This is a genomic window from Roseovarius lutimaris, assembly GCF_900115165.1.
Classification (GTDB): domain Bacteria; phylum Pseudomonadota; class Alphaproteobacteria; order Rhodobacterales; family Rhodobacteraceae; genus Roseovarius; species Roseovarius lutimaris.
Genome location: NZ_FOVP01000007.1, coordinates 82,482 through 105,543 on the forward strand (window position 1 = coordinate 82,482; position 23,062 = coordinate 105,543).

At 59.9% G+C, this 23,062-nt stretch carries 20 protein-coding genes; 8 read left to right on the top strand and 12 right to left on the bottom strand.

Translation table 11 applies throughout. The annotated features are described in order from the left end of the window. Window positions 1–43: 43 nt before the first annotated feature. Complete coding sequence (locus BMZ91_RS07695) at window positions 44–463, top strand: PACE efflux transporter (RefSeq protein WP_092836591.1); 420 nt, start codon at window positions 44–46, stop codon at window positions 461–463. Between the two features lie 110 nt (window positions 464–573). Here the strand turns inward: BMZ91_RS07695 and BMZ91_RS07700 are convergent, their stop codons facing one another. Next, window positions 574–1,950: an FAD-binding oxidoreductase gene (locus BMZ91_RS07700; RefSeq protein WP_092836594.1), complete on the bottom strand. Its 1,377-nt coding sequence runs from the start codon at window positions 1,948–1,950 to the stop codon at window positions 574–576. 87 nt (window positions 1,951–2,037) lie between these two features. On the opposite strand from BMZ91_RS07700, the gene BMZ91_RS07705 reads away from it, so the two are divergent. Together BMZ91_RS07705 and BMZ91_RS07710 are read left to right on the top strand one after the other, a co-directional pair. Further along, entirely contained in the window at window positions 2,038–3,726 is a 1,689-nt protein-coding gene (locus BMZ91_RS07705) for a chloride channel protein (protein ID WP_092836597.1), read from the top strand. A 257-nt stretch (window positions 3,727–3,983) separates the two neighbouring features. Continuing rightward, a complete protein-coding gene (locus tag BMZ91_RS07710) occupies window positions 3,984–5,723 on the top strand; it encodes an ATP-dependent nuclease (protein WP_092836600.1) in 1,740 nt (579 codons plus the stop codon). A gap of 196 nt (window positions 5,724–5,919) precedes the next feature. On the opposite strand, the gene BMZ91_RS07715 is transcribed toward BMZ91_RS07710, so the two are convergent. The 9 genes from BMZ91_RS07715 to BMZ91_RS07755 all read right to left on the bottom strand — a co-directional run bounded on the left by BMZ91_RS07715 (window position 5,920) and on the right by BMZ91_RS07755 (window position 17,152). Next, window positions 5,920–6,261 (bottom strand): DUF427 domain-containing protein, encoded by a 342-nt coding sequence (locus BMZ91_RS07715; protein ID WP_092836603.1) that lies wholly within the window; start codon window positions 6,259–6,261, stop codon window positions 5,920–5,922. A 58-nt stretch (window positions 6,262–6,319) separates the two neighbouring features. Next, window positions 6,320–8,140, bottom strand: coding sequence for an aminopeptidase P family protein (locus tag BMZ91_RS07720; protein WP_092836606.1), 1,821 nt, complete (start codon window positions 8,138–8,140; stop codon window positions 6,320–6,322). After that, on the bottom strand, window positions 8,140–10,017 hold the full coding sequence (gene cobT / locus BMZ91_RS07725) for a cobaltochelatase subunit CobT (protein ID WP_092836609.1): 1,878 nt from the start codon (window positions 10,015–10,017) through the stop codon (window positions 8,140–8,142). Before cobT ends, BMZ91_RS07720 begins: the two co-directional genes overlap by 1 nt. 111 nt (window positions 10,018–10,128) lie before the next feature. Next, a complete protein-coding gene (gene cobS, locus BMZ91_RS07730) occupies window positions 10,129–11,115 on the bottom strand; it encodes a cobaltochelatase subunit CobS (protein WP_092836612.1) in 987 nt (328 codons plus the stop codon). A gap of 140 nt (window positions 11,116–11,255) precedes the next feature. Next, window positions 11,256–12,128 (bottom strand): 3-hydroxyisobutyrate dehydrogenase, encoded by an 873-nt coding sequence (gene mmsB / locus BMZ91_RS07735; protein ID WP_092836614.1) that lies wholly within the window; start codon window positions 12,126–12,128, stop codon window positions 11,256–11,258. Further along, entirely contained in the window at window positions 12,125–13,183 is a 1,059-nt protein-coding gene (locus BMZ91_RS07740) for an enoyl-CoA hydratase/isomerase family protein (RefSeq protein WP_092836617.1), read from the bottom strand. The genes mmsB and BMZ91_RS07740 overlap by 4 nt, the downstream gene beginning before the upstream one ends. Before the next feature lie 3 nt (window positions 13,184–13,186). Beyond that, the gene (locus BMZ91_RS07745; RefSeq protein ID WP_092836620.1) at window positions 13,187–14,329 is read right to left on the bottom strand and encodes an acyl-CoA dehydrogenase family protein; all 1,143 of its coding nucleotides are present in this window, start codon (window positions 14,327–14,329) and stop codon (window positions 13,187–13,189) included. An 84-nt stretch (window positions 14,330–14,413) separates the two neighbouring features. Next, window positions 14,414–15,547, bottom strand: a complete 1,134-nt coding sequence (locus BMZ91_RS07750) for a carboxylate-amine ligase (RefSeq protein ID WP_092836873.1) — start codon at window positions 15,545–15,547, stop codon at window positions 14,414–14,416. A gap of 105 nt (window positions 15,548–15,652) precedes the next feature. Further along, the gene (locus tag BMZ91_RS07755; protein WP_092836623.1) at window positions 15,653–17,152 is read right to left on the bottom strand and encodes a CoA-acylating methylmalonate-semialdehyde dehydrogenase; all 1,500 of its coding nucleotides are present in this window, start codon (window positions 17,150–17,152) and stop codon (window positions 15,653–15,655) included. Between the two features lie 102 nt (window positions 17,153–17,254). Between BMZ91_RS07755 and BMZ91_RS07760 the strand changes: the two genes are divergently transcribed. The 3 genes from BMZ91_RS07760 to coaD all read left to right on the top strand — a co-directional run bounded on the left by BMZ91_RS07760 (window position 17,255) and on the right by coaD (window position 19,270). Further along, on the top strand, window positions 17,255–18,151 hold the full coding sequence (locus tag BMZ91_RS07760; protein ID WP_092836626.1) for a LysR family transcriptional regulator: 897 nt from the start codon (window positions 17,255–17,257) through the stop codon (window positions 18,149–18,151). A 60-nt stretch (window positions 18,152–18,211) separates the two neighbouring features. Further along, window positions 18,212–18,646, top strand: coding sequence for a CBS domain-containing protein (locus BMZ91_RS07765; RefSeq protein WP_092836629.1), 435 nt, complete (start codon window positions 18,212–18,214; stop codon window positions 18,644–18,646). Window positions 18,647–18,778: 132 nt separating this feature from the next. Beyond that, the gene (gene coaD / locus BMZ91_RS07770) at window positions 18,779–19,270 is read left to right on the top strand and encodes a pantetheine-phosphate adenylyltransferase (RefSeq protein WP_092836632.1); all 492 of its coding nucleotides are present in this window, start codon (window positions 18,779–18,781) and stop codon (window positions 19,268–19,270) included. 17 nt (window positions 19,271–19,287) lie between these two features. On the opposite strand, the gene BMZ91_RS21415 is transcribed toward coaD, so the two are convergent. Then, window positions 19,288–19,431, bottom strand: a complete 144-nt coding sequence (locus BMZ91_RS21415) for a hypothetical protein (protein ID WP_092836635.1) — start codon at window positions 19,429–19,431, stop codon at window positions 19,288–19,290. Window positions 19,432–19,645: 214 nt separating this feature from the next. Continuing rightward, a complete protein-coding gene (gene gap, locus BMZ91_RS07780) occupies window positions 19,646–20,647 on the bottom strand; it encodes a type I glyceraldehyde-3-phosphate dehydrogenase (protein WP_092836637.1) in 1,002 nt (333 codons plus the stop codon). A 294-nt stretch (window positions 20,648–20,941) separates the two neighbouring features. On the opposite strand from gap, the gene BMZ91_RS07785 reads away from it, so the two are divergent. Together BMZ91_RS07785 and BMZ91_RS07790 are read left to right on the top strand one after the other, a co-directional pair. Further along, window positions 20,942–22,771: a Na/Pi cotransporter family protein gene (locus BMZ91_RS07785; RefSeq protein ID WP_245736253.1), complete on the top strand. Its 1,830-nt coding sequence runs from the start codon at window positions 20,942–20,944 to the stop codon at window positions 22,769–22,771. Window positions 22,772–22,786: 15 nt separating this feature from the next. Then, on the top strand, window positions 22,787–23,035 hold the full coding sequence (locus BMZ91_RS07790) for a hypothetical protein (protein ID WP_092836640.1): 249 nt from the start codon (window positions 22,787–22,789) through the stop codon (window positions 23,033–23,035). Window positions 23,036–23,062 lie beyond the last annotated feature (27 nt).

Here is a 23,062-nt window from a genome sequence, read left to right on the forward strand (position 1 = left end):
GGCACTATTCCGGGACGACCCGGCCATCAGATGGGAAAACACCATGCGAACACCCCGAGACCGTATTCGTCACGCAATCAGCTTTGAAATTATCGGCATCTTGCTTGTCGTGCCGCTCGGCTCCATGGGATTCGGGATGGAGTCGCAGGATATCGGCGTTGTCGCCGTCTTTGCGGCGACGATCGCAACGCTTTGGAACTACGTCTACAACCTGCTTTTTGACCGGGCTATGAGGCGTTGGAAAGGCAGCGTTCACAAGACGTTTACTGTGCGCATTTTACATGCATTGCTATTTGAGGGCGGCCTGTTACTGGTAACGCTTCCCATGATTGCTTTCTACCTGGGGATCGGGATCTGGCAGGCGTTTGTCATGGATGTGGCCTTCGTCCTGTTTTACCTGATTTATGCCTTCGGGTTTAACTGGGGGTATGATCGTGTCTTCCCCCTGCCTGAGGGAGCATAGCTTTGAGTGTTATGCTGGGATCAGCACAGACGTGCACCGACGGCCAACCCCAGCCAACTGGCCTGATCATCAACAGCTCCCGAAAAGGGCCTGGATCACCGGCCCGGCCCTTAGTTTCGCGGCGGCACCAGTTTGCCGGGGTTCATGATGTTGTCGGGGTCAAGGGCGGCCTTGATCGCCCCCATCATCGCCCAACCCTGCCCATGTTCGCGCGCCATATAACCAAGTTTGCCGATGCCGATGCCGTGTTCGCCGGTCGCCGTGCCGCCAAGCGCAAGCGCGCGCTCGACCATCCGGTCCGAGACCTGCTTGGCGCGCATGATCTCGTCGGGGGCAGTGCCATCGACCAGAAGGACGGCATGAAAATTGCCATCCCCCACATGGCCAAGGATCGGCCCCTGAACGCCCGAGCGGTCAAGGTCGGCGCGGGTCTCTTCGATCGCGCGGGCCAGTTTCGAGATCGGCACGCAGATATCGGTGACAATCGCACGCGCGCCGGGGCGGGCGGCGAGAATGGCGTAATAGGCATTGTGGCGCATGGTCCAGAGCGCGCTTCGATCCTCGGGGCGGGTGGCCCAGTCAAAGCCCGAGCCGCCATGATCACCGGCAATCTCGCCGAAACTCTCTGCCTGTTCCTTGACCGAGGCCTCCGTCCCGTGAAACTCCAGCAACAGGTGCGGCTTTTGCGCAAGGCTCATCCCGGCGTAGGCGTTGACGGCGGCAACGCTCTCGATATCCATCAACTCAATCCGTGCCATCGGCACGCCGCATTGGATGGTGTCGATCACCGCCGCCACTGCATCGCTGAGGCTGTCAAACGCACAGACCGCCGCCGAAATCGCCTCGGGCGTGCCCTGAAGTCGCAGCGTCAGTTCGGTGATCAGCCCAAGCGTGCCCTCGGAGCCGACAAACAGCCCGGTCAGATCATAGCCGGACGAGGATTTGCGTGCGCGCGTGCCGGTGCGGATCACCTCGCCATTGGCGCTGACCACCTCAAGCGCCAGAACATTGTCGCGCATCGTGCCATAGCGCACTGCGGTGGTGCCGCTGGCGCGGGTCGCGGCCATGCCCCCGAGCGAGGCATTGGCGCCCGGATCGACCGGAAAGAAAAGCCCGGTGGCACGCAATTCCTCATTAAGGGCCTCGCGCGTCACCCCCGGTTGCACCGTCACGGTCATATCCTCGGCGGCGATGCCGAGGATGCGGTTCATCCGGCTGAAATCGACCACGATACCGCCAAGAAATGCCTGGGATTGCCCCTCAAGCGAGGTGCCGGTGCCCCAGCCCACCACCGGACAGCGGTGGCGTGCACAAATTTCCAGGATCTCGGCGACCTGTGCGGTATTTTCCGGGTAAACCACCGCATCCGGGGGCGAAAGCGAAAAATGTGACTCGCTTCGGCCGTGGATTTCCAGATCGGACTTGGACCGCGTTACCTGTTGGCCTAGAGAAGAGATAAGATTGTCGATTGCGTTCTGAATGCCCATGTTTGGTCTTTCATCGTGAGTGACGTCCTACCCTAAGCGAAGCCGCGCCATAGCGAAAGCGCGCCGGTCGGCACGGACGGAAGGTTGATGCAGAAGACTGAACGCTCATTCTGGCGACAGGCCTGCGATCCGATGGTGCAAGGCATCCGGCGGGGATGGCAGGTTTTGCGCGCGCGCGGACCAAGCCAGTTTCAATTTTGGCTTATTGCCCTGTTGATCGGGATCGCCGCAGGCTTTGCCGCCCTTTTGTTTCGCAAGGGCATCAACGCGCTTCAGGGGGTTCTTTACGGCTCATTCGATCCCACAAATCTGCATAGTTTTGCGCAAAACCTGCCGTGGTACTGGGTTTTGTTCCTGCCGATTGCGGGCGGGCTGGCGGTTGGGCTGATCCTGCACCGCTTTACGCCCGACGGGCGGGTGCGCACGGTCTCGGATGTGATCGAGGGCGCGGCGATCTATGATGGCCGGGTCGAGCAGCGCGAAGGCGTGGCCTCGGTGTTTGCTTCGTTGATCACGCTTGGTTCTGGCGGCTCGTCGGGGCGCGAGGGGCCGGTGGTGCATATGGCGGGGCTGATTTCAAGCTGGGTCAGCGACAAGATCCACGCCGATGGCATCACCGGGCGCGATCTGCTGGGCTGTGCGGTGGCGGCGGCGGTCTCGGCCTCGTTCAACGCGCCGATTGCGGGCGCCCTGTTCGCGCTTGAGGTGGTCCTGCGGCATTTCGCGGTGCATGCCTTTGCGCCCATCGTGATCGCCAGCGTGGCCGGCACGGTGATCAACCGGCTGGAATTTGGCGATGTCACCGAATTTGCCCTGCCGGTCGCAAGCGCGCTTGAGTTCTACGTGGAATTGCCGGCCTTTCTGATCCTCGGGCTGGTCTGTGGCTTTGTCGCCGCCGCGCTGATGCGGGCGATCTTTCTGGCCGAAGATATTGCTGACCATATTCAACAACGCACCGGCCTGCCCAGATGGCTGCGCCCGGCGGGGGCGGGGGCATTACTCGGGCTGATGGCGATCTGGTTCCCGCATATCATCGGCGTCGGATATGAGACCACATCGGCGGCCCTGACCGGCCAGCTTGTGCTGCACGAGGCGATGGTCTTTGCGGTGCTCAAGGTGGTTGCGGTCGCAATCACCATCGGCGGGCGGATGGGCGGCGGGGTGTTCTCGCCCTCGCTCATGGTCGGGGCGCTGACCGGGCTGGCGTTCGGGCTTGTGGCGACCTCGATCTTTCCGGATGTCTCGGGCTCGCACACGCTTTATGCTCTGGCGGGCATGGGGGCGGTGGCGGCGGCGGTGCTTGGCGCGCCGATCTCGACCACGCTGATCGTGTTCGAACTGACCGGGGACTGGCAGACCGGGCTTGCGGTAATGGTGGCGGTGTCGATGTCAACGGCGCTCGGATCACAGCTTGTGCGGCGCTCGTTCTTCCTCAATCAACTGACCCGGCGCGGGATACAGCTTGCAGCGGGGCCGCAGGCCTATCTTCTGGGGATGTTCACGGTCTCCAAGCTGATGCGGACGCAATCCGATCCGCGCCCGGCCTCGGAAGACGAATGCTGGACCCTGATCGAAAAAGGCGTCTATATCGACGCCAATGCCACGCTGGAGGCGGCCATGCCGGTGTTCGACCGCGCCCCGACGCCCTTCATCCCGGTGGTGGCACTTGCAGGCGAGGACAAGCCGCCAGAGTTGATGGGCGCGCTGTTTCATGTCGATGCCCTCAAGGCCTATAACCGCGCTTTGGCGGCGGTGTCGGAGGAGGAGCATAGTTAGGCCGGAACAAACCCGCTCCCGCCGCCGGGCGGTTATTATGCACAGGTGGCATCAGGGATGAGGCGTGGACGGCCGGAAGCGGTCCTTCATCGCGTTGTCAAATGCTGCAGCGCAGCTTCCCCGAAGGGACCTAGAAAATACATCGAACAACCTCCCCCGTCCGTTGGGTGAGTTGCGGCTAGAATTGCCCTCTGATATCCATGTTCGTGAAATGTGAGCATGCGACCCAGAGCTCAGAGCAGATATGAGTTTTCTATATGACGTTTAAGCCGAGCGCATCAATTTCGGGAGTTACGTTCTCTGGAGGCCAAGAGTTTGTTTTCAGGGCGAGTGAAAAGATTATCCTAGTAGGCCCAAACAACAGCGGCAAGTCCCAGACCTTACGCGAGATTTTGCAGATTGCAAACAGTGGAGACCAAGCGCGGCCGGTGGTCGTAAGGCGGGCGGATTTTGAAAAGTCCGGCTCTGCAGCAGAATTAAAGAGTTTTCTCGAAGAGAATGCCGAATATTTCAATGGCTCCTTTAGATACAAGAGCTGGGCCATAAGCGAGAAACACACACAGTTTTGGGGTCAGCCATATCTCCAGCACGGCCTTGCCCCTGGTTATATAAAAAACATTGACGCCAATGACCGCCTGAAGATCTGTGAACAACAAAACAGCATTAGCCCGAATGAACAAAAATCCCGGCCACAACACGTCTTATATGACGACTCAGCCTTGATGGAGAAAGTCAGCAGCCTCTTCAGACAAGCTTTTGGATTGGACCTTATGTTCGATTACAGGGGGGGCAAGGTCATGCCCATCCATGTTGGTGAGAAACCTGATCCAAACCAAGTCGATCGTGTTGGCGACGTTTACGTTGGAGCCATACGCACCAATCCACTTCTGGACCAACAGGGCGACGGAATGAAGAGCTATGCAGGTATTCTGTTTGAAACCATCGTTGCCGATCTGGACATCAACCTACTCGACGAGCCGGAAGCATTTTTGCACCCACCTCAAATGCGCCGACTCGGAGAAACTTTAGCCTCAGAGGTTAACGGACAACTAATCGTTGCAACGCATAGCAGTGATATCATGCGTGGCTTCCTAGAAGGAACGAAAGGTGATGTTCGCGTTCTGCGAATTCGGAGAGAAGGGCAGCAAAACTTTGTCTCAGAGGCTGCGCCAGACGTAATACAGGAGTTGTGGGCACGACCTGAGCTCAGGTATTCGAACGCCCTTGAAGGCGTCTTTCATGAACAAACCATTATTTGTGAGGATGATAGCGATTGCCGCCTTTTCAATGCAGTGGCCGACTACCTTGCGGCAAATGACGGAAAATTATGGAAAGACACAGCCTACGTGCCTACGGGTGGAAAGCATGGGGTCCGGAAAGTCGCAGAAGTTTTGAGGAAGATCGGTGTTCCAGTTAAGGCCGTGTTTGACATCGACTTCCTTTCCGAGAAGAGCTTGGTCAAAGAAACAGTTCAAGCGTTCGGCGGAAAGTGGGAGGATTTTGAGCCTCGGTGGGCGCGTGTCGATGTTGCGGTCAGGAGTGGCGTGAAACCCAAGACCGTTGATGAAATTAAGATTGAGCTAATTGCACTCATCAACGACACCACAGGAGAAAAACTACCGCGTGGCGACATCATCGAAGCGATGAAGCAAAACTCTGCTTGGAACATCGTGAAGAAGTTCGGACAGGCAGGGATCCCAAGCGGTGAGGCACAGACTCAATTCAACGACTTGAAGGGTAGCCTTGAAGAAATTGGCATCTACCTAGTTCATGTTGGTGAAATCGAGAACTTCTGCAGGGACCTCGGATCCCACGGCCCGAAATTCGTCAACAAATTGCTCACTGAAGTTCAATTTGGTGATGACAGGCTTGATGAGCTCAGAAAGTTCACTGCCCTCGTCCACAAAGGGGGCCATGCACCTTTGTCTGACGGTGCGACAATTATTGCAGATGACCAAACTGGTGGGGGACAGAAAACTACAGGTCCAAATGTTTGAGCCGTCTGCCTGAACTTGCCCAAAGTGATTGTACACGCCGCCTTGAATGTCTGCTCCCTCTGGAGCTCTTCGAAACGTCACATTTGCAGCGAACCTCCGCTCTCCGCCCATTCCTGCAAAATTAGGGTAAGACCTTACTGCCACCGTTCCACCCACAAAAACGGCCCCGCTTGGCCCACGCCGTGGGCCAAACCGATCAGACCCGTTCGACCGCGACGGTTGAGCTTGGGTAGAACGCGATGTGGTCCTTGATGGCGGCGACCTCGGGTTTGGGGGATTCATAGCTCCAGGCGGCGTTCTCAAGCGTCTGGCTTTTGGTCACAATCGAAAAGAACCGCGCGTCGCCCTTGTGGGGGCAGTGGCTTGTCTGCGGGCTTTCGTCAAGAAAGGCCATCGCGATATCGCTCCGCGGAAAGTAGTAGACCGCCGGATAGTCGCCCTCGATAAGCTCAAGCGCGTGTTTGGTTTCGGCCAGTACGGCGCCGCCTGCGCGAACTGTCCAGGTGCCTTCTGCATTGCGGATCTTGATATCGGCCATGTTCCATCCCTATTTTCTTCATCTTATTATACTGACGCTGCCTGATGGCAGGCGAGTGTCACACCGGCTGCGTCGCCTGATCCAACCATAGCCGGGCCTGGCCCGAGAGCCGAGGCCCGATTTTGTCGCGGCACTGGTCGTGATAGGCGTTAAGCCAGTCGCGCTCGGGGTCTGTCAACATATCCCTGTCGATCAGACGCCGGTCGATGGGCACGAAATTCAGCGTCTCAAAGCACAGCTTGCCCGAGACATCGCCGCCGGGCAAGAGGGTGGCCTTGGTTACCACCAACAGGTTTTCGATGCGAATACCAAAGGCGCCCTCGCGGTAATAGCCCGGCTCGTTGGAGAGGATCATTCCGGGTTTGAGCGCCACATCGCCAGTGCGTGACAATCGCTGCGGCCCTTCGTGCACGCAAAGATGCACCCCGACGCCATGGCCGGTGCCATGGCCGTAATCCTGATCCGCAAGCCAGAGCGGATAGCGCGCGATCGCATCAAGATCGCGCCCGGCAAGACCGGCGGGAAAGCGCAGCCGCGAGATCGCGATCATGCCTTGCAGCACGCGGGTAAAGGCGGCGCGTTCATCCGCGCCGATATCGCCCACCGGCAGGGTGCGGGTGATATCGGTGGTGCCATCAAGATATTGCCCGCCGCCATCCAGCACCAGCAAATCGCCGTTTTGCAGCGTGCGGTTGCTCGAATGGGTCACCCGGTAATGGGCCAGCGCGCCGTTGGGGCCGCTCCCGGCGATGGTGTCAAAACTGATATCCAGAAGCTTGCCGGTCGCGGCACGGCAGGCTTCAAGCCGGGTGACGACGTCGATCTCGGTGATCGTGCCGGGGGCTTGCGCGTCAAACCAGCTCAGGAACTCGCAGACCGCCGCCCCGTCGCGCAGATGCGCCGCGCGGGTGGCGGCAATCTCGGCCTTGGTCTTGCAGGCCTTGGGCAGGATGCAGGGATCGTCGCCGCGCGTGATTTTGACGCCGCTGCCGGGGGTCGCGACGAGGCCTTGCAGATGGCTGAGCACAATCGCGGGGGTCGAGGCCGGGTCGATCTGAAAGGTGACATCCTGTTGCGCGCCTAGCCCGTCCAACAGCCCCGCATAAGGGCGCAGGTGCACGTCATCGCCCAAGTGCGCCGCAACCTCTGCGCCGATCTCGGCGTCGGTGAACAGAGTGACCTCGCCGGTCCAATCCAGAAGGGCAAAGCCCTGAACAATCGGATTGCGCGGGATGTCAGAGCCGCGAATATTCAACAGCCAGCAGATCGAATCCGGCAAAGCGAGGATCGCGCGCCGCTTTCCCGCCGCTTCAAGCGCCGCGCCAAGATCCCGGCGCTTCTCGGCATGGGGCTTGCCGGTCAGATCATCCGGCTGGATGGTCATCGGATTGCGCGGTCGCGCCGGTCGGTCGGGCCAAATCCGGTCAATCAGGTTGTCACTGGCGCGCAGGGTGATGGCGCTGCCGCTCAGGGATTTTTCAAGCGCCTCAAGCTGCTCCACCGTGTAAAGCCAGGGATCATAGCCCACCTCGCCGCCGTTCGGCAGGCTCTGCTTCAGCCAATCGCCAAGCCGCACCTCGGGCCAGTCAACCGGGGTGAAATGCCCGGTGTCGACCTGGGTCTTGACCTGCACACGGTAACGCCCATCGACAAACACCCCGGCCACATCCGACAGCACCGCACAAAACCCCGCCGAGCCGGTAAAGCCGGTGAGCCAGGCCAGACGGTTATCGCAAGCGGCGACATATTCGCCCTGATGCGCATCGGCGCGCGGCACAAGAAACCCGGCCAATCCGGCCTCGGCCATCACACCGCGCAGCGCGGCAAGGCGCGACGGGCCCTGATCGGGGCGGGCGCTGTCGTCAAAGGATTGAAACATCACATCGCCCGCTTGATGCCCATGACGCGGGCCCGCGCGCGCGGATCGCTGTCAAACAGCGCGGCGAGCTGTTCGGTCATAGCACCGGCAAGCTGATCGGCGTCGGTGATGGTCACGGCGCGCTCGTAATAGCGGGTGACGTCATGGCCAATACCGATCGCCAAAAGTTCGACTTGTCTGCGCCGCTCGACCATGTCGATCACGTCGCGCAGATGTTTTTCGAGGTAATTCGCGGGGTTGACGGACAAAGTTGAATCGTCCACCGGGGCGCCATCGCTGATCACCATCAGGATCTTGCGCGCCTCTTTGCGCGCTATCATCCGGCGATGCGCCCATTCCAGCGCCTCGCCGTCGATGTTTTCCTTGAGCAGGCCCTCTTTCATCATCAGGCCAAGATTGTCGCGGGTGCGGCGCATCGGCGAATCCGCCGATTTATAGATGATATGGCGCAGGTCATTGAGACGGCCGGGCAATTGCGGGCGCCCTTCGGCAAGCCATGCCTCACGGCTTTGCCCGCCTTTCCAGGCGCGGGTGGTAAAGCCGAGGATTTCCACCTTGACGTTGCACCGCTCTAGCGTGCGAGCCAGAACATCGGCACAGATCGCGGCAATCGAGATCGGCCGCCCCCGCATCGAGCCGGAATTGTCCAGCAAAAGCGTCACCACCGTGTCGCGAAACTCGGTATCCTTTTCGACCTTGAACGACAGCGGCATTGTCGGGTTGGCAACCACACGTGCCAGACGGCCGGCATCAAGAATTCCCTCTTCGCGATCAAACTCCCAAGACCGGCTTTGCTGAGCCTGAAGGCGGCGTTGGAGCTTGTTGGCCAAACGGCTCACCGCGCCCTTGAGCGGCTCAAGCTGTTGATCAAGGTAAGCGCGCAGGCGCTCAAGCTCGATCGGCTCGGCCAGATCCTCGGCGCGGATTTCTTCATCAAAAGCAGGGTTATAGACGGCATAGTTCGGGTCCGCATCCGAGATCGGCTGAGGCGCGGGCGGCTCCAGCGGGGCCTCGCCGTCGGGCAGGTCGGTCTGGTCGTCCATCTCATCATCGGACATATCATCCATGCTGACCTGGGCCTGGGACGCGTCCTGCTGTTCGTCCTGGCTGCGCTCGGCGTCGGCCTCGGCTTCGTTTTCGTCGCTGTCCTCGTCGCCGCTGCTGTCCTGTTCGTCCTGCTCTTCGCCACTTTCCTCGGCGTCGTCCTGATCTTCGTCGTCGATATTGTCCGGGTCATCGCCAAGCTGATCGCCATAGCCGAGATCTTCGATGATCCGGCGGGCAAACTTGGCAAAGGCGCTTTGATCGGCAAGGATATCCTGAAGGTTTTCAAGCGTGCCGCCGGCCTGTTCCTCGATAAAGCCGCGCCAGAGTTCCATCACGTTCTGCGCGCCCGGCGGCATGTCGCGCCCGGTGGCAAGGTGGCGGATCAGATAACCGGCCGCAGCGGGCAGGGGGGCATCGGCGCTTGAAGTGATCTGTTCATAGCCCAAACGCTGCGCGTCGGCGGCTATCTTGGAATCGATATTGCTGGCGGTGCCGGGCATGTCACGCGCGCCAACCGCCTCGCAGCGGGCGGTTTCCATCGCCTCGTAAAGCTCGCGGGCCATGTCGCCCGGCGGGGCATAACGCGCATGCAGGGCGTCATCGTGAAACTTGTGACGCAGCGCGAGCGCATCGGCGGTGCCGCGCGCCAAGAGAACCTCTTCGCGCGTCATCCGGCGGCTGACCTGCGGCAGGCGCATCGCCTCGCCCGAGATCCCGGCGGGATCGACCGAATAGCTGACCGTAAGATCGGCGTCGTCCGCCATTACCTTGGTGGCCTGCGCCAGTGCCTTCTTGAACGGATCGGCGGGATTGTCGGTGGGTTTGTTCATGACGCGGGCTCCAGATCCTTCGGGCTGATCCTATCGGTCGCAAGGCGCTCATCGCCCCTGACTGGCCGCCTCGCGAGACCGGCACGCAAGGGACGGATGAGCAGACGCGCCTTACCTGACGCTTACGTTGGCCGCGCTTTCCGGCAGCTCCTCGTCAAAGCAGCGCTGGTAGAATTCGGCGACGGTCTGGCGCTCAAGTTCGTCGCATTTGTTGAGGAAGGTCAGGCGGAAGGCATAACCCACATTGCGGAAGATGGTGGCGTTCTGCGCCCAGGCGATCACGGTGCGCGGGCTCATCACCGTGCTCAGCTCGCCGTTCATGAAGGCGGTGCGCGACAGATCGGCGACGGTGACCATGCGGCTTACGGTCTTGCGGCCCTCGGCGGTGTTGTAAAGCGGGTTCTTGGCGATCACGATGGCGGTTTCCGCGTCGTGGCTCAGATAATTCAGCGTTGCCACAAGCGACCAGCGGTCCATCTGGCCCTGGTTGATCTGTTGGGTGCCGTGATAGAGGCCGGTGGTGTCGCCCAGACCGACCGTGTTGGCGGTGGCGAAAATCCGGAAATGGGGGTTTGGTGTGATCACCTCGTTCTGATCCAGAAGCGTCAGTTTGCCATCGGCCTCAAGCACGCGCTGGATCACGAACATCACATCGGCGCGACCGGCATCATATTCGTCAAACACGATCGCTGTCGGATTACGCAATGACCAGGGCAGGATACCTTCGTGAAACTCGGTGACCTGCACCCCGTCGCGCAGCTTGATCGCATCCTTGCCGATCAGGTCGATCCGGCTGATGTGGCTGTCAAGATTGACCCGCACCGTGGGCCAGTTCAGACGCGCCGCCACCTGTTCAATATGGGTGGATTTACCGGTGCCGTGATAGCCTTGAATCATCACCCGGCGATTGTGCGAAAACCCTGCCAGAATGGCCAGCGTGGTATCGGGATCGAATTTATAGGTGCTGTCCAGATCCGGCACACGATCCGTGCGCTCGGCAAAGCCCTTGACGATCATATCCGTGTCGATGCCGAACACTTCGCGGACGGAAATCTCTTCGGTGGGTTTCGCGTTGATGTCGATCGTTCCGTCAGCCATTATCCGGGTCCTTCCGTCGGGTCGTTGCGCGCTATGTGGTGCAACATATCGCGCCAAAGGGCAAGGGGAAGGGCCAACATATGGCTGGCCTTATCCGCAATCTTGTCTGGCCTCATGGGGCCGGTGCCGTCAAGGCCCGCCTAACCGCGTCCGCGTTTCTCAAGGCGGGGCAGCATGGCGCTGAAATCGCGGCCCTTGCCATCCTCATCCTCAACGAATTGCGCATAGAGCTTGCACGCGGCCTCACCGAGGGGCGTATCGGCATCGGCTGCCTCTGCGGCCTGTTGCGACAGGCGCAAATCCTTGAGCATCAATTCGGCGGCGAAGCCGGGCGTATAATCGTTATCGGCGGGCGACTTCGGCCCGACACCCGGCGCCGGGCAATAGGCATTCATGCTCCAGCTATAGCCCGATGAGGTGCTGACCACATCGAACATCGCCTGACGATCAAGGCCAAGCTTGTCGGCAAGTGCAAAGGCCTCGCAGGTGACGACCATCGTGGCGCCAAGGATCATGTTGTTGCAGATCTTGGCCGCCTGGCCATTGCCGGAAGCACCGCAGTGAACCGCCTTTTGTCCCATGATATCAAATAATTCCGATGCGATCTCAAAGCCCTTCTCGTCGCCGCCGACCATGAATGTCAAGGTGCCGCCCGACGCCCCGCCGGTGCCACCCGAGACCGGCGCATCAAGCGCCAGAAGCCCGGCATCGGTGGCTTGCCTGGCCACGGCGCGCGCGCTTTCGACGTCAACCGTCGAGCAATCAAGCAGCACCGCCCCCTTTTGCATGACCGGGATCACCTGATCCGCGACTTTGCGCAGGATCTGGCCGTTGGGCAGCATGGTGATCACTACATCCTTGCCGGTCGCGGCCTCGGCGGCGGTGCCCGCCATGGTAACGCCGTCGATGGCAACATCGGCCATGTCAAAGCCGGTCACGGCGTGTCCGGCGCCTGCCAGATTGGCGGCCATTGGCGCGCCCATGTTGCCGAGCCCGATAAATCCGATTTTCATGATGAAACGTCCTCCTCAAAGGTCAGGGCATCCTTGCCCAATGGCAGAAGCATCTGGCTGACCGCGATGGCGGGCAGGGTGGCCAGATCATGCTTCCAGTTTGGATTGCGATCCTTGTCGACGATGGCCGCGCGAATGCCTTCGAGGAAATCGCCGTGCTGCATCGCGCGTGCGGTAAAGCGGTATTCAAGCCCGAGCGCGCGCCGGATATCGGTGGACGGGCCGCGCAAACGGTGAATCATCTCGATGGTGCAGGCCATCGACAGCGGCGCGTTGCGGGTCATCGTCTTGAGCGTATCGACCGCAAAATCGCCCTCGTCACCGCGCAGGGAGGTGACGATATCGCCAAGGGTTTCACCGCCGAAATGCGCGTCGATCTTTGTCAAACGGTCCCTCATCGCCCCGTGCGGGGGCGCCTCGGACTGGGCGGAAATCGCGGCGATATCGCCGGTCTCGACCAGCGCTGCGATCAGCGCGGGCCAATCCTCTTGCGGGACGTAACTATCTGCAAAACCCGTATAAATCGCATCACCCGGCCCCATCCGCGCCCCGGTACAGCCCAAGTATTCGCCCAACCGCCCCGGCGCACGCGCCAGCAAAAGCGAGCCGCCGACATCCGGTACAAGGCCAATCCCGCATTCGGGCATGGCGATCTGTGTGCTTTCGCAGACGATGCGATGCGAGCCATGACAGGAAATGCCCACACCGCCGCCCATCACGAACCCCTGCATCAGCGCCACATAGGGCTTGGGGTATTCGGCGATCTTGGCGTTCAGGCGGTATTCATCGGCCCAGAATGCCCGACCATAGGTGAAATCACCCGCGTGGCCGGTGTCATAAAGTTTCTGAATGTCGCCGCCCGCACAAAACGCCTTGTCGCCCAGCGCGTCGACGATCACCAGATCAACCGCACCGTCGTCGCGCCATTGATCAAGCGCGGCCTCGATGGCAAGAGCCATGTCATAGGTCAGTGCGTTGAGCGCCTTGGGCCGATCAAGCGTGATGCGCCCGGCGCGGCCCTCTTTGCGGATGTGAATCTCGGCCTGATCTGCCATGGCTTAATGATCCGCCAGCATTTGACGCGCCACGATCAGGCGCATGATTTCATTGGTGCCCTCAAGGATTTCGTGCACGCGCAAATCACGCACCAGCTTTTCGATGCCGTAATCGGCAAGATAGCCATAGCCGCCATGCAGTTGCAGGCATTGGTTGACGATACGCGATCCGGCCTCGGTCACGAACTTTTTCGCCATGGCGCAATATTTGCTCGCGTCGGGCGCGTCGGTGTCGAGTTTCCACGCTGCCTGACGCAAAAACACCCGCGCGGCCTGAAGCTCGATTTCCATATCGGCAAGGCGGAATTGCAGCGCCTGAAACTGGTCGATCGACTTGCCGAAGGCCTTGCGCTCGGACATATATTGCAGCGTCAGGTTCAGCGCCTGTTGCGCGGCGCCAAGCGAACAGGCGGAAATATTGAGACGCCCGCCATCCAGCCCGTTCATCGCATATGTGAAACCTTTACCTTCTTCTCCGACCAGATCGGCACCGGAAATGTTGCAATTGTCAAACTGTACCTGGCGCGTCGGTTGGCTGCGCCAGCCCATCTTATCCTCTAGCCCACCGTAGGAGAGGCCCGGTTTGCCGTCTTCGACATAGACGGTCGATACGCCCTTGGGGCCGGTGTCACCGGTGCGCACCATGACGACATAGGCGTCGGAATATCCGCCCCCCGAGATGAATGCCTTGGTGCCGTTCAGGGTATAGCCCTCATTGGTGCGCTCGGCGCGTGTCTTGAGCGCCGCCGCGTCCGAGCCAGAGCCGGGTTCGGTCAGGCAATAAGACAGCACCGTTTCCATGCTCATCGCCTTTGGCAAGACACGCGCTTTCATTTCTTCGCTGGCGAATTTGTCGATCATCTTGGCGCACATGTTGTGGATCGACAGAAACGCCGCCACCGAAGGGCAGGCCATCGACAAGGCCTCGAACACCAGCGTCGCATCAAGCCGGGTAAGCCCTGAACCGCCGGCCTCTTCGCTCACATAAAGGCCGCCAAAGCCAAGCGCCGCGATTTCCGGCCAAAGCTCTTTCGGGATATCGCCGTCACGTTCCCAATCACGGGCATGCGGCGCGATCCGATCCTGCCCAAAGGCATGGGCCATATCAAAAATGGCGCTTTGTTCTTCGCTCAGGGCAAAATCCATGGGGCTCTCCGTTTCAAGTAAATTGAACGCCTGTTTAATTAGCAATTCTTGCAAGAGTTTTGCAAGAGGCGGGCGCGGGGCACATCAAAGGTCAGCGTGATATTCCTCAATCAGGTGGCGCACGACCGATTGCAGGGCAGCATCGTTGTCGTGCCCGGCGTCGCGGGCCTTGGCATAGGTCTGTCGCTGGCGCTCTGCACTTGTACCATGACGCAGGATATCACGCGCGGTTTCGATCTCGGCGGTGGATTCAAAGAAGGCGGCATCCTCTTGGATAAGCTCGATAACTTCCTCCAGAAGATCGCCAAAGGGTGTGATCTGGCCAAGGCCGAAATCAATCAGCCCCTCACGGGTGCCATAGCGTTGTGCGCGCCAGCGATTTTCCGCGACGAGGAAGCTGTCGTAAATCCGCCAGCGCTGATTTTTCACCGACAACCGCCAGAGCATCCGGGTCAGCGCCTGGGTCAGGGCGGCGAGGGTCAGGGTATGCTCAAGGCGCGGCTGCACATCGCAGATCCGCGATTCAATTGTGGGAAAGCGCGACGAGGGGCGCAGATCCCACCAGATCTTGCTGGCATCCTCGATCACGCCCAGATCAACCAGCGCCTGAACCGAACGCTCGAACCCACCGAAACTGTCCATGCGCGGCGGCAGGCCGGTGCGCGGCAGGTTGTCAAACACCGTCAGCCGATAACAGCTTAGCCCGGTATCCTGCCCCTGCCAGAACGGCGAAGAACAGCTAAGCGCAAGAATATGCGGCAGGAAATAGCTTAGTTGATTCATCAGGTCGATGCGCCGGTCGGGGACATCAACGCCGACATGCACGTGCATCCCGCAAATCAGCATGCGCCGCACCACCCCGGCAAGATCATCCTGAAGGTGGTTATAGCGCTTTTTATCGGTGTGGGTCTGATTCCGCCAATCCGAAAACGGGTGGCATGAGGCGGCAATCGGGGCAAGGTTATGGGTGGCGGCGTGCTTGGCGACCGTACTGCGCAGGCGCTTGAGATCGTCGCGGGCCTCGGCCACATTGCGACAGACGCGGGTGCCAATCTCGATCTGACAGGTCAGAAATTCCGGGCTGACCTGATCTTGCAGGTCGTTTTGACAGGCCTGCATCAGCGCCTCGGGCGCATCGGCCAAGGCCAGGCTGTCGCGGTCGACAAGCAGGTATTCTTCTTCGATGCCGATGGTGAATGGCGGGCTGTTGTCTGCCATGATACCCCCTTTGCGGCCCTGATGTGCCTTCCAGTTCAGCACGGTTTTGCACCCTTGGGCAAGGGATGACAGGCCCGGCACAATGGCCGGGCCCGCCGGGATGGTTTAATCCATCGCTTTGAAGTTGAACTCGCCACCCTCTTTGATGCCCGAGGGCCAGCGCGAGGTGACGGTCTTGGTGCGGGTGTAGAACTTGAACGAATCCGGCCCGTGCTGGTTCAGATCGCCAAAGCCCGATTTTTTCCAGCCGCCAAAGGTGTGATAGGCCAGCGGCACCGGGATCGGCACGTTGATGCCGACCATGCCGATGTTGATGCGCGCGGCGAAATCGCGCGCGGCGTCGCCATCGCGGGTATAGATCGCGGTGCCGTTGCCATATTCATGATCCATCGCGAGCTTGAGCGCCTCCTCGTAGTTGCCCGCGCGCACGGTGGTCAGAACCGGGCCAAAGATTTCCTGTTTGTAGATGTCCATCTCTGGTGTGACATGGTCAAACAGGTGCGGCCCGACAAAGAACCCGTCCTCATAGCCTTGCAGGTTGAAATCACGACCATCGACCACAAGCTTTGCACCCTGATCAATGCCCGACTGGACAAGGCCAAGAATGCGTTGCTTGGCCTCGGCGGTCACGACGGGGCCGTAATCGACATCGTCGCCAGCGGTCCAGGGACCAACCTTGAGCTTTTCAATCCGCGGCACAAGCTTTTCGATAAGGCGGTCAGCGGTCTCATCGCCAACCGGAACGGCCACGGAAATCGCCATGCAGCGTTCGCCGGCCGCGCCGTAACCGGCGCCGATCAAGGCATCCGCCGCCTGATCCATATCGGCATCGGGCATGATGATCATATGGTTCTTGGCGCCGCCAAAGCACTGCACGCGCTTGCCCTGGCTACAGCCGGTGCCATAGATATATTGCGCGATCGGGGTCGAGCCGACAAAGCCGACCGATTGGATCACGTCGTGATAAAGGATCGCGTCAACCGCTTCCTTGTCGCCATTGACGACCTGCAACAGACCCTTGGGAAGACCGGCTTCTTCAAACAGTTCGGCCAGCATCAGCGGCACGGACGGATCGCGCTCTGACGGCTTGAGGATAAAGGCGTTGCCACAGGCAAGGGCAGGGCCGAACATCCACATCGGGATCATCGCGGGAAAGTTGAACGGCGTGATGCCGGCGGTGACGCCAAGCGGCTGTTTCATCGAATACATGTCGATGCCGGGGCCGGCGCTATCGGTAAACTCGCCCTTCAAGAGCTGAGGCGCGCCGATGCAATATTCGATCACTTCAAGGCCGCGCTGAATGTCGCCCTTGGCATCGGGGAAGGTCTTGCCATGCTCGGCCGAAAGCGCCTCGGCAAGCTTGTCCATGTCGCGGTTCAGAAGGTCGACGAACTTCATCATCACTCGTGCGCGGCGCTGTGGGTTGGTTGCGGCCCAGGCCGGTTGTGCGGCCATTGCGGCCTTGACGGCGATATCCATTTCCGCGGCGGTGGCAAGCGGGCATTTGGCCTGCACTTCGCCGGTGGCGGGGTTGAAGACATCGGAAAAGCGGCCCGATGTCCCTTTGACGTGCTCGCCGTTGATGTAATGCGTAAGCTCTTTCATGAGAATCCTCCTTTTGATTGAGGCCAAGGTAGCCTTGCAATTTTAATTGGAAAAGAGGCAATATCCCAAAATCTGCCTGCAATTTTGCAAAGGAGGGGCGCCGTGCAACCGCATTGGGACGATATCAAGATTTTTCTCGCCGTCGCGCGCGCTGAAAGCCTGTCGGGCGCGGGGCGCATGCTCAAGGTCGATCCGGCCACGGTGGGGCGGCGGATTGCCCGGCTTGAAGATGCGCTTGGCGCACCGCTTTTTGCCAAATCGCCCAACGGCTATGCGCTGAGCGATGCAGGGCAACGTCTTATGGCCCATGCGATGCGCGCCGAAACCGCGATGGAGGATGCGGCCGAAGAACTGGCGGGGCAGGCGGGCGGCATGACCGGCCAGATCCGGGTCGGTGCGCCCGATGGCTGTGCGAATTTCCTGTTGCCACAGGTCTGCGCCGCGATTGCGTCACAAAACCTCGACCTTGAAATTCAGATCGTGGCCCTGCCGCGTGTCTTCAACCTGACGCGGCGCGAGGCCGATATGGTGATCGCCGTCAGCCCGCCCACCGCCGGGCGCCTCAGCGTGCAGAAAATCACCGATTACCGGCTGCATCTTGCGGCTTCGGTCAAATATCTGAACCGGCACCCACCGATCGAAACCCTTCAGGATCTGGAGGGGCATCGTATGATCGGTTATATTCAGGACATGATTTTCGACAAGGAGCTGGATTACCTGAGCCAAGCCGGGGTTGAGCGGGTGAACCTTGCCTCGAATTCCGTCGCGGTTCAGCTCAACTGGGTGCGCCAGGGCGGTGGAATTGGGGTTTTGCACGATTTTTCCCTGCCTTCGACGCGGGGCGTGCAAAAAATTCTGGCCGATAAACTTAGCCTGACGCGGAGCTTTTATCTGGTGCGCCATGCCGATGATCGCCGCCTCGAACGCCAAAACCGATTTGCCAGCGCATTGGTCGCGGGCATCCGCCAAGAGGTGGCGCAACTTGAAGCGCGGACTTGACAGAAAATTATTGATCGCTAACCATTTGAATAAGGTAATTTTCTTTCGGAGGGTCGAGACATGCTGGTTCAGCAAATCCTGAAATCCAAGGGCGATGAGGGCGTGATCACCATCACCCCGGAGACCCTTGTATCGGAGGCCGCACAGATCCTGGCCGAACGTCGGATCGGCGGGCTTGTGGTGTCGCGCGATGGTGAAAAGGTCGAAGGCATCCTGTCGGAGCGCGATATCGTGCGCTCTCTGGCGGTGCGCGGCGTGGTGTGCATGACCGAAAGCGTCAGCGACATGATGACCCGCAACCCGGTGTGCTGTGCCCGTCAGGATACCTCCGATGTGGTGCTGACCCGGATGACCGATGGCCGCTTTCGCCACATGCCGGTGGTCGAGGATGGCAAGCTTGTCGGGATCGTCACCATCGGCGATGTGGTCAAGGCGCGGCTGGAAGAGCTGTCGATGGAAAAAACCGCGCTCGAAGGCATGATCATGGGGCATTAGGGCGCGATGCGGCCGGTGACCCGCCACGGCGGTTTCGTTAAAATGGATAACTGACGTCGAAACGCGCGCCAGGCCCTTGCATTCAGCGCCGCAATATTGTTGCGTGACGCGACAGAAACAACGGAGTGGCCCATGCGCATTGCGCTCTATCCCGGCACGTTTGACCCGATCACCCTGGGCCATGCCGATATCATCCGACGCGCGTCGGTTCTTGTGGATCGCCTTGTCATCGGCGTTGCGATCAATCGCGACAAGGGCCCGCTTTTCAAGCTCGAAGAGCGGGTTGCGATGATCGAGGCCGAATGTTCCAAGCTCTCCGAGCAGACTGACACAGAGATCATCGTGCACCCCTTCGAGAACCTGCTGATTGATTGCGCCCATGATGTCGGGGCACAGCTTATCGTGCGTGGCTTGCGGGCGGTTGCCGATTTTGAGTATGAATTTCAAATGGTTGGAATGAACCGTGCGCTTGATGATTCGGTTGAGACGGTGTTCTTGATGGCCGATGCCGGGCATCAGGCGATTGCCTCGAAGCTGGTCAAGGAGATCGCGCGGCTTGGTGGCGATGTGTCAAAGTTTGTCACGCCTGCCGTGCACAGCGCCCTGCGTGCCAAATACGTTTAGAGCCTCCCGAACATGCGCTAACGCCAGAACGCCACGTATTCGATCAAAAGCACAAGCTTGCGCCCCAGAAACACGGCGCCCTGGCCATCATGGATCACTTGATCCGCGATAAGTGCGGCAACGATTATCGCGCCAAGGATCAGGGCAATCTTGTTGGTCATGATCTGGCGATCTCCGTTGCTTCGGGCCGTGGTGCGCCTTGATGCCAGAGCCGGGCGCGCCTGTCACGCGCGTTCTTGCAGCGGGATCAGCGTGGCGGTGCTGTCGGGAAGCCGGAGCAACAGGCTCAGAAGCGCGCCGCCGATAGGGCATGAAAAAACCCCGATGCCGCTCAGGGCACCGGGGTTTTGAAGGCAATCTATGGATGTGGGCGGATTACCGCAGACGGCCCATGGCCACCGCAACATCGGCCATGCGGCAAGAGAATCCCCATTCGTTGTCATACCAGGCCAGAACCCGCACAAGGCGGCTGCCGATAACCTTGGTCTGATCCGGCGCAAAGATCGAGCTTTCTTCGGTATGGTTGAAATCAATGCTGACCTTTTGTTCGGGGTCATAGCCCAGCACACCCTGCATCGCACCGGCGGCGGCCTCGGCCATGGTGGCGTTGACATCGGCCACCGTGACATCGCGCTTGGCCACAAATGTCAGGTCAACAGCCGACACATTCGGCGTCGGCACGCGGATCGCAGAGCCGTCAAGCTTGCCCGCCAGTTCCGGCAGAACCTCACCCAGGGCCTTGGCGGCCCCGGTCGAGGTCGGGATCATCGACATCGCGGCGGCGCGCGCGCGGTAGAGGTCCTTGTGGCGCCGATCCAGCGTCGGCTGATCGCCGGTATAGGCGTGGATCGTGGTCATGATGCCGCTCTCGATCCCGATGGCATCGTTCAGAACCTTGGCCAGCGGGGCCAGACAGTTGGTTGTGCAGGAGCCGTTTGAGATCATCCGCTCGGAGGCCTGAATCTGGTCGTGGTTCACGCCGTAAACCACCGTGCGGTCAACGTTTTTGCCCGGTGCCGAGAGCAAGACCTTGCCTGCGCCACGCTCAAGGTGCTTGTTGGCCTTGAGGCCGTCGTTGAAGTTGCCGGTGCATTCCAGCACCACATCGACGCCATCCCAATCCAGTTCGTTCATGTCATAGGTCGAAAACATCTCGATCGGGCCGCGGCCCAGATCCATGGTGCTGCCGTCGATGGTGATCGGATGCGCAAAGCGGCCATGCACCGAGTCATAGCGCATCAGGTGGGCTGCGGTTTCAAGCGGGCCGGTGGCATTGACCTTGACGACCTTGATATCGTCACGCAGGCTTTCGGAGATATGGGCAAGGGTGGCGCGGCCAATGCGGCCAAAGCCGTTGATGCCTACGGTAACGGTCATGAGCGACTCCTATGGATGCGGTTGGGGGCGATATAGACCCAAGGGCCATTGGCGGAAAGGTCGAAAAAGGGGATTTCATTTGAAATTCAGGTTGTTAGCGATAACCGTTACCGCAAAACCAGGCTGTGACCCCATGATTGCGCTAACCGTTGCGCCGCGCATGCGCCCGGTGTGGCCAGGGTTGGCGGTGCCAAAGGCAATCCTGGCACCGCGTTGGCGCACGCGGTTGATCCACCTCAAGGCCAAAGCCACCCGTGCATGGTCCTATGATCGCCTGAACAGGGCGCGCATAACATGATGAAGAAACTGCTTTTGCCGGTCATTCTGGGGTTGCTTGTCTTTGGCTTCTGGATCAGCCCGGATTTTCAGGAAATTGCCGCCGGCGTAGCCATTTTCCTGTTTGGCATGCTGATGCTTGAGGATGGGTTCAAGCTGTTCAGCGGCGGCTATCTTGAGCGCGCTCTTGAGGCGGCAACCCGATCCGTCAGCCGCGCGCTTGGGTTTGGGGCGATCGCCACCACGATCATGCAATCAAGTTCGCTTGTGTCGGTGATCACCATTTCGTTTCTGTCGGCGGGGCTTATTCCGCTTCTGGCCGGGGTGGGGATCATCTTTGGCGCCAATATCGGCACCACCACCGGGGCGTGGCTGGTGGCGGGGTTTGGCCTCAAGGTCAATATTTCGGCCTACGCCTTGCCCATGCTGGCCATCAGTATCGTGCTGGTGTTTCAGCACTCGAAATACCTGCGCGGCGTGGGCTATGTGCTTGCCGGGCTTGGGTTTTTGTTTCTCGGCATTCACCACATGAAAGAGGGTTTCGAGGCCTTCAAGGATCAGTTTGACCTGACCCGCCTGGCGATGACCGGGGTTTTGGGGCTTGTGGTTTACACGCTCACCGGGGCGGCGGCGACGGTGGTGATGCAATCGAGCCATGCCACGATGGTGCTGATCATCACGGCGCTTGCGGCCGGGCAAATCAGCTATGAAAACGCACTGGCGCTGGCGATCGGGGCCAATATCGGCACCACGGTCACCGCGATCATCGGCGCGCTTACCTCGAATTTTCAGGGCAAACGCCTTGCCCTGGCGCATCTGATATTCAACGTCTTGACGGCGGCGGTGGCGCTTGTCTTTATCGCTCAGATCCGCCTGGCGGTGGATGTCATCAGCAATTCCGTCGGCATTCCGGCCACTGATTTCGCCCTGAAGCTGGCGGTGTTTCATACTATTTTCAACGCCTTGGGTGTCGTTCTTATGCTGCCCTTCATTCACCGGCTGGTGGCATTTCTGGAGCGTGTGATCGTTCAGCCCGCCGAAGACCTGAGCCGCCCCAAGTACCTCTCGGAGGCGGTGGACGAGTTTCCCCAGACCATTCAGATCGCCATGCGCCGCGAGGTGCATCACCTTTATGAAAACGCGGTCGAGCTTATCGTGCACGGCCTGAACCTGCACCGCAGCGATCTGTTTGAAACAAGCGATATCGCCGCCACCGTCAGGGCAAGCCGCGCGCCGGTCGATTTCGATATCGACGCGCTGTATGAACAACGCGTCAAAACGCTCTATTCCGCGATCATCGAATTCGCGACCCGCGTTGGCAGCAAGGATATTCCGGCAAAACCGATGGATGATGTGTATCTCATGCGTGATGTCGCCGGGCAAATCGTGCATGCGGTCAAATCAATCAAACACATGCGCCGCAACGCCACGCATTTCACCCAAAAACCGCAGGGCAGGATCACCGATCTCTACAACGGGTTGCGCACCGAGATTGCCCGCATCCTTGTCGAAATCCGCAAGCTTGAAGAGGCCGCCCCCGAGGACCGCTCCAGCCTCTGGCTTGATCAGGAACGCATTCAGGTCGAAACCGATGCCCGCAACACCAATCAGACCGTTGACCGGCTGATCCGCGAGCGCCATCTGAGCGCCAGCATGGCGACCTCATTTCTCAACGATTCAAGCTATGCCTATAGTGCGATGCGCGATCTTCTTGATGCCGCCCGCGCCTATTACATCGACACCGAAGACGCGATGGCCGAGGTCGAGCGTATTCTGACACTGGACGAGGACGAGGTGCAGGACATGGCAGTGGAAGGCCCCATGCCCCCGCCAGGCCCGCGCGCATGAGGCAAGGATCACGCAATGAAACTTAAGAACAGCATCGAGAAACTGGATGCGTATTTTGAGCGCCTTGAAAGTGGCAAGGCGCAAAAGATCGACCCTGATCATGTGACGCGGGTGATCCAGAAACTCACCAAAAAGCGCGAAGAGGTGATGGCCGACCTCGCAGAGGCAAGCAAGCCCTCGAAGAAAGAGCGTTTTGTGCAAAAATGCGCCACCCTCGACGCCCAGATCGAGCGCGCCAGATGGCTGTTGGATCAGATCGGATAGCGGCGCGATCATGAAAAAAGCCCCCGG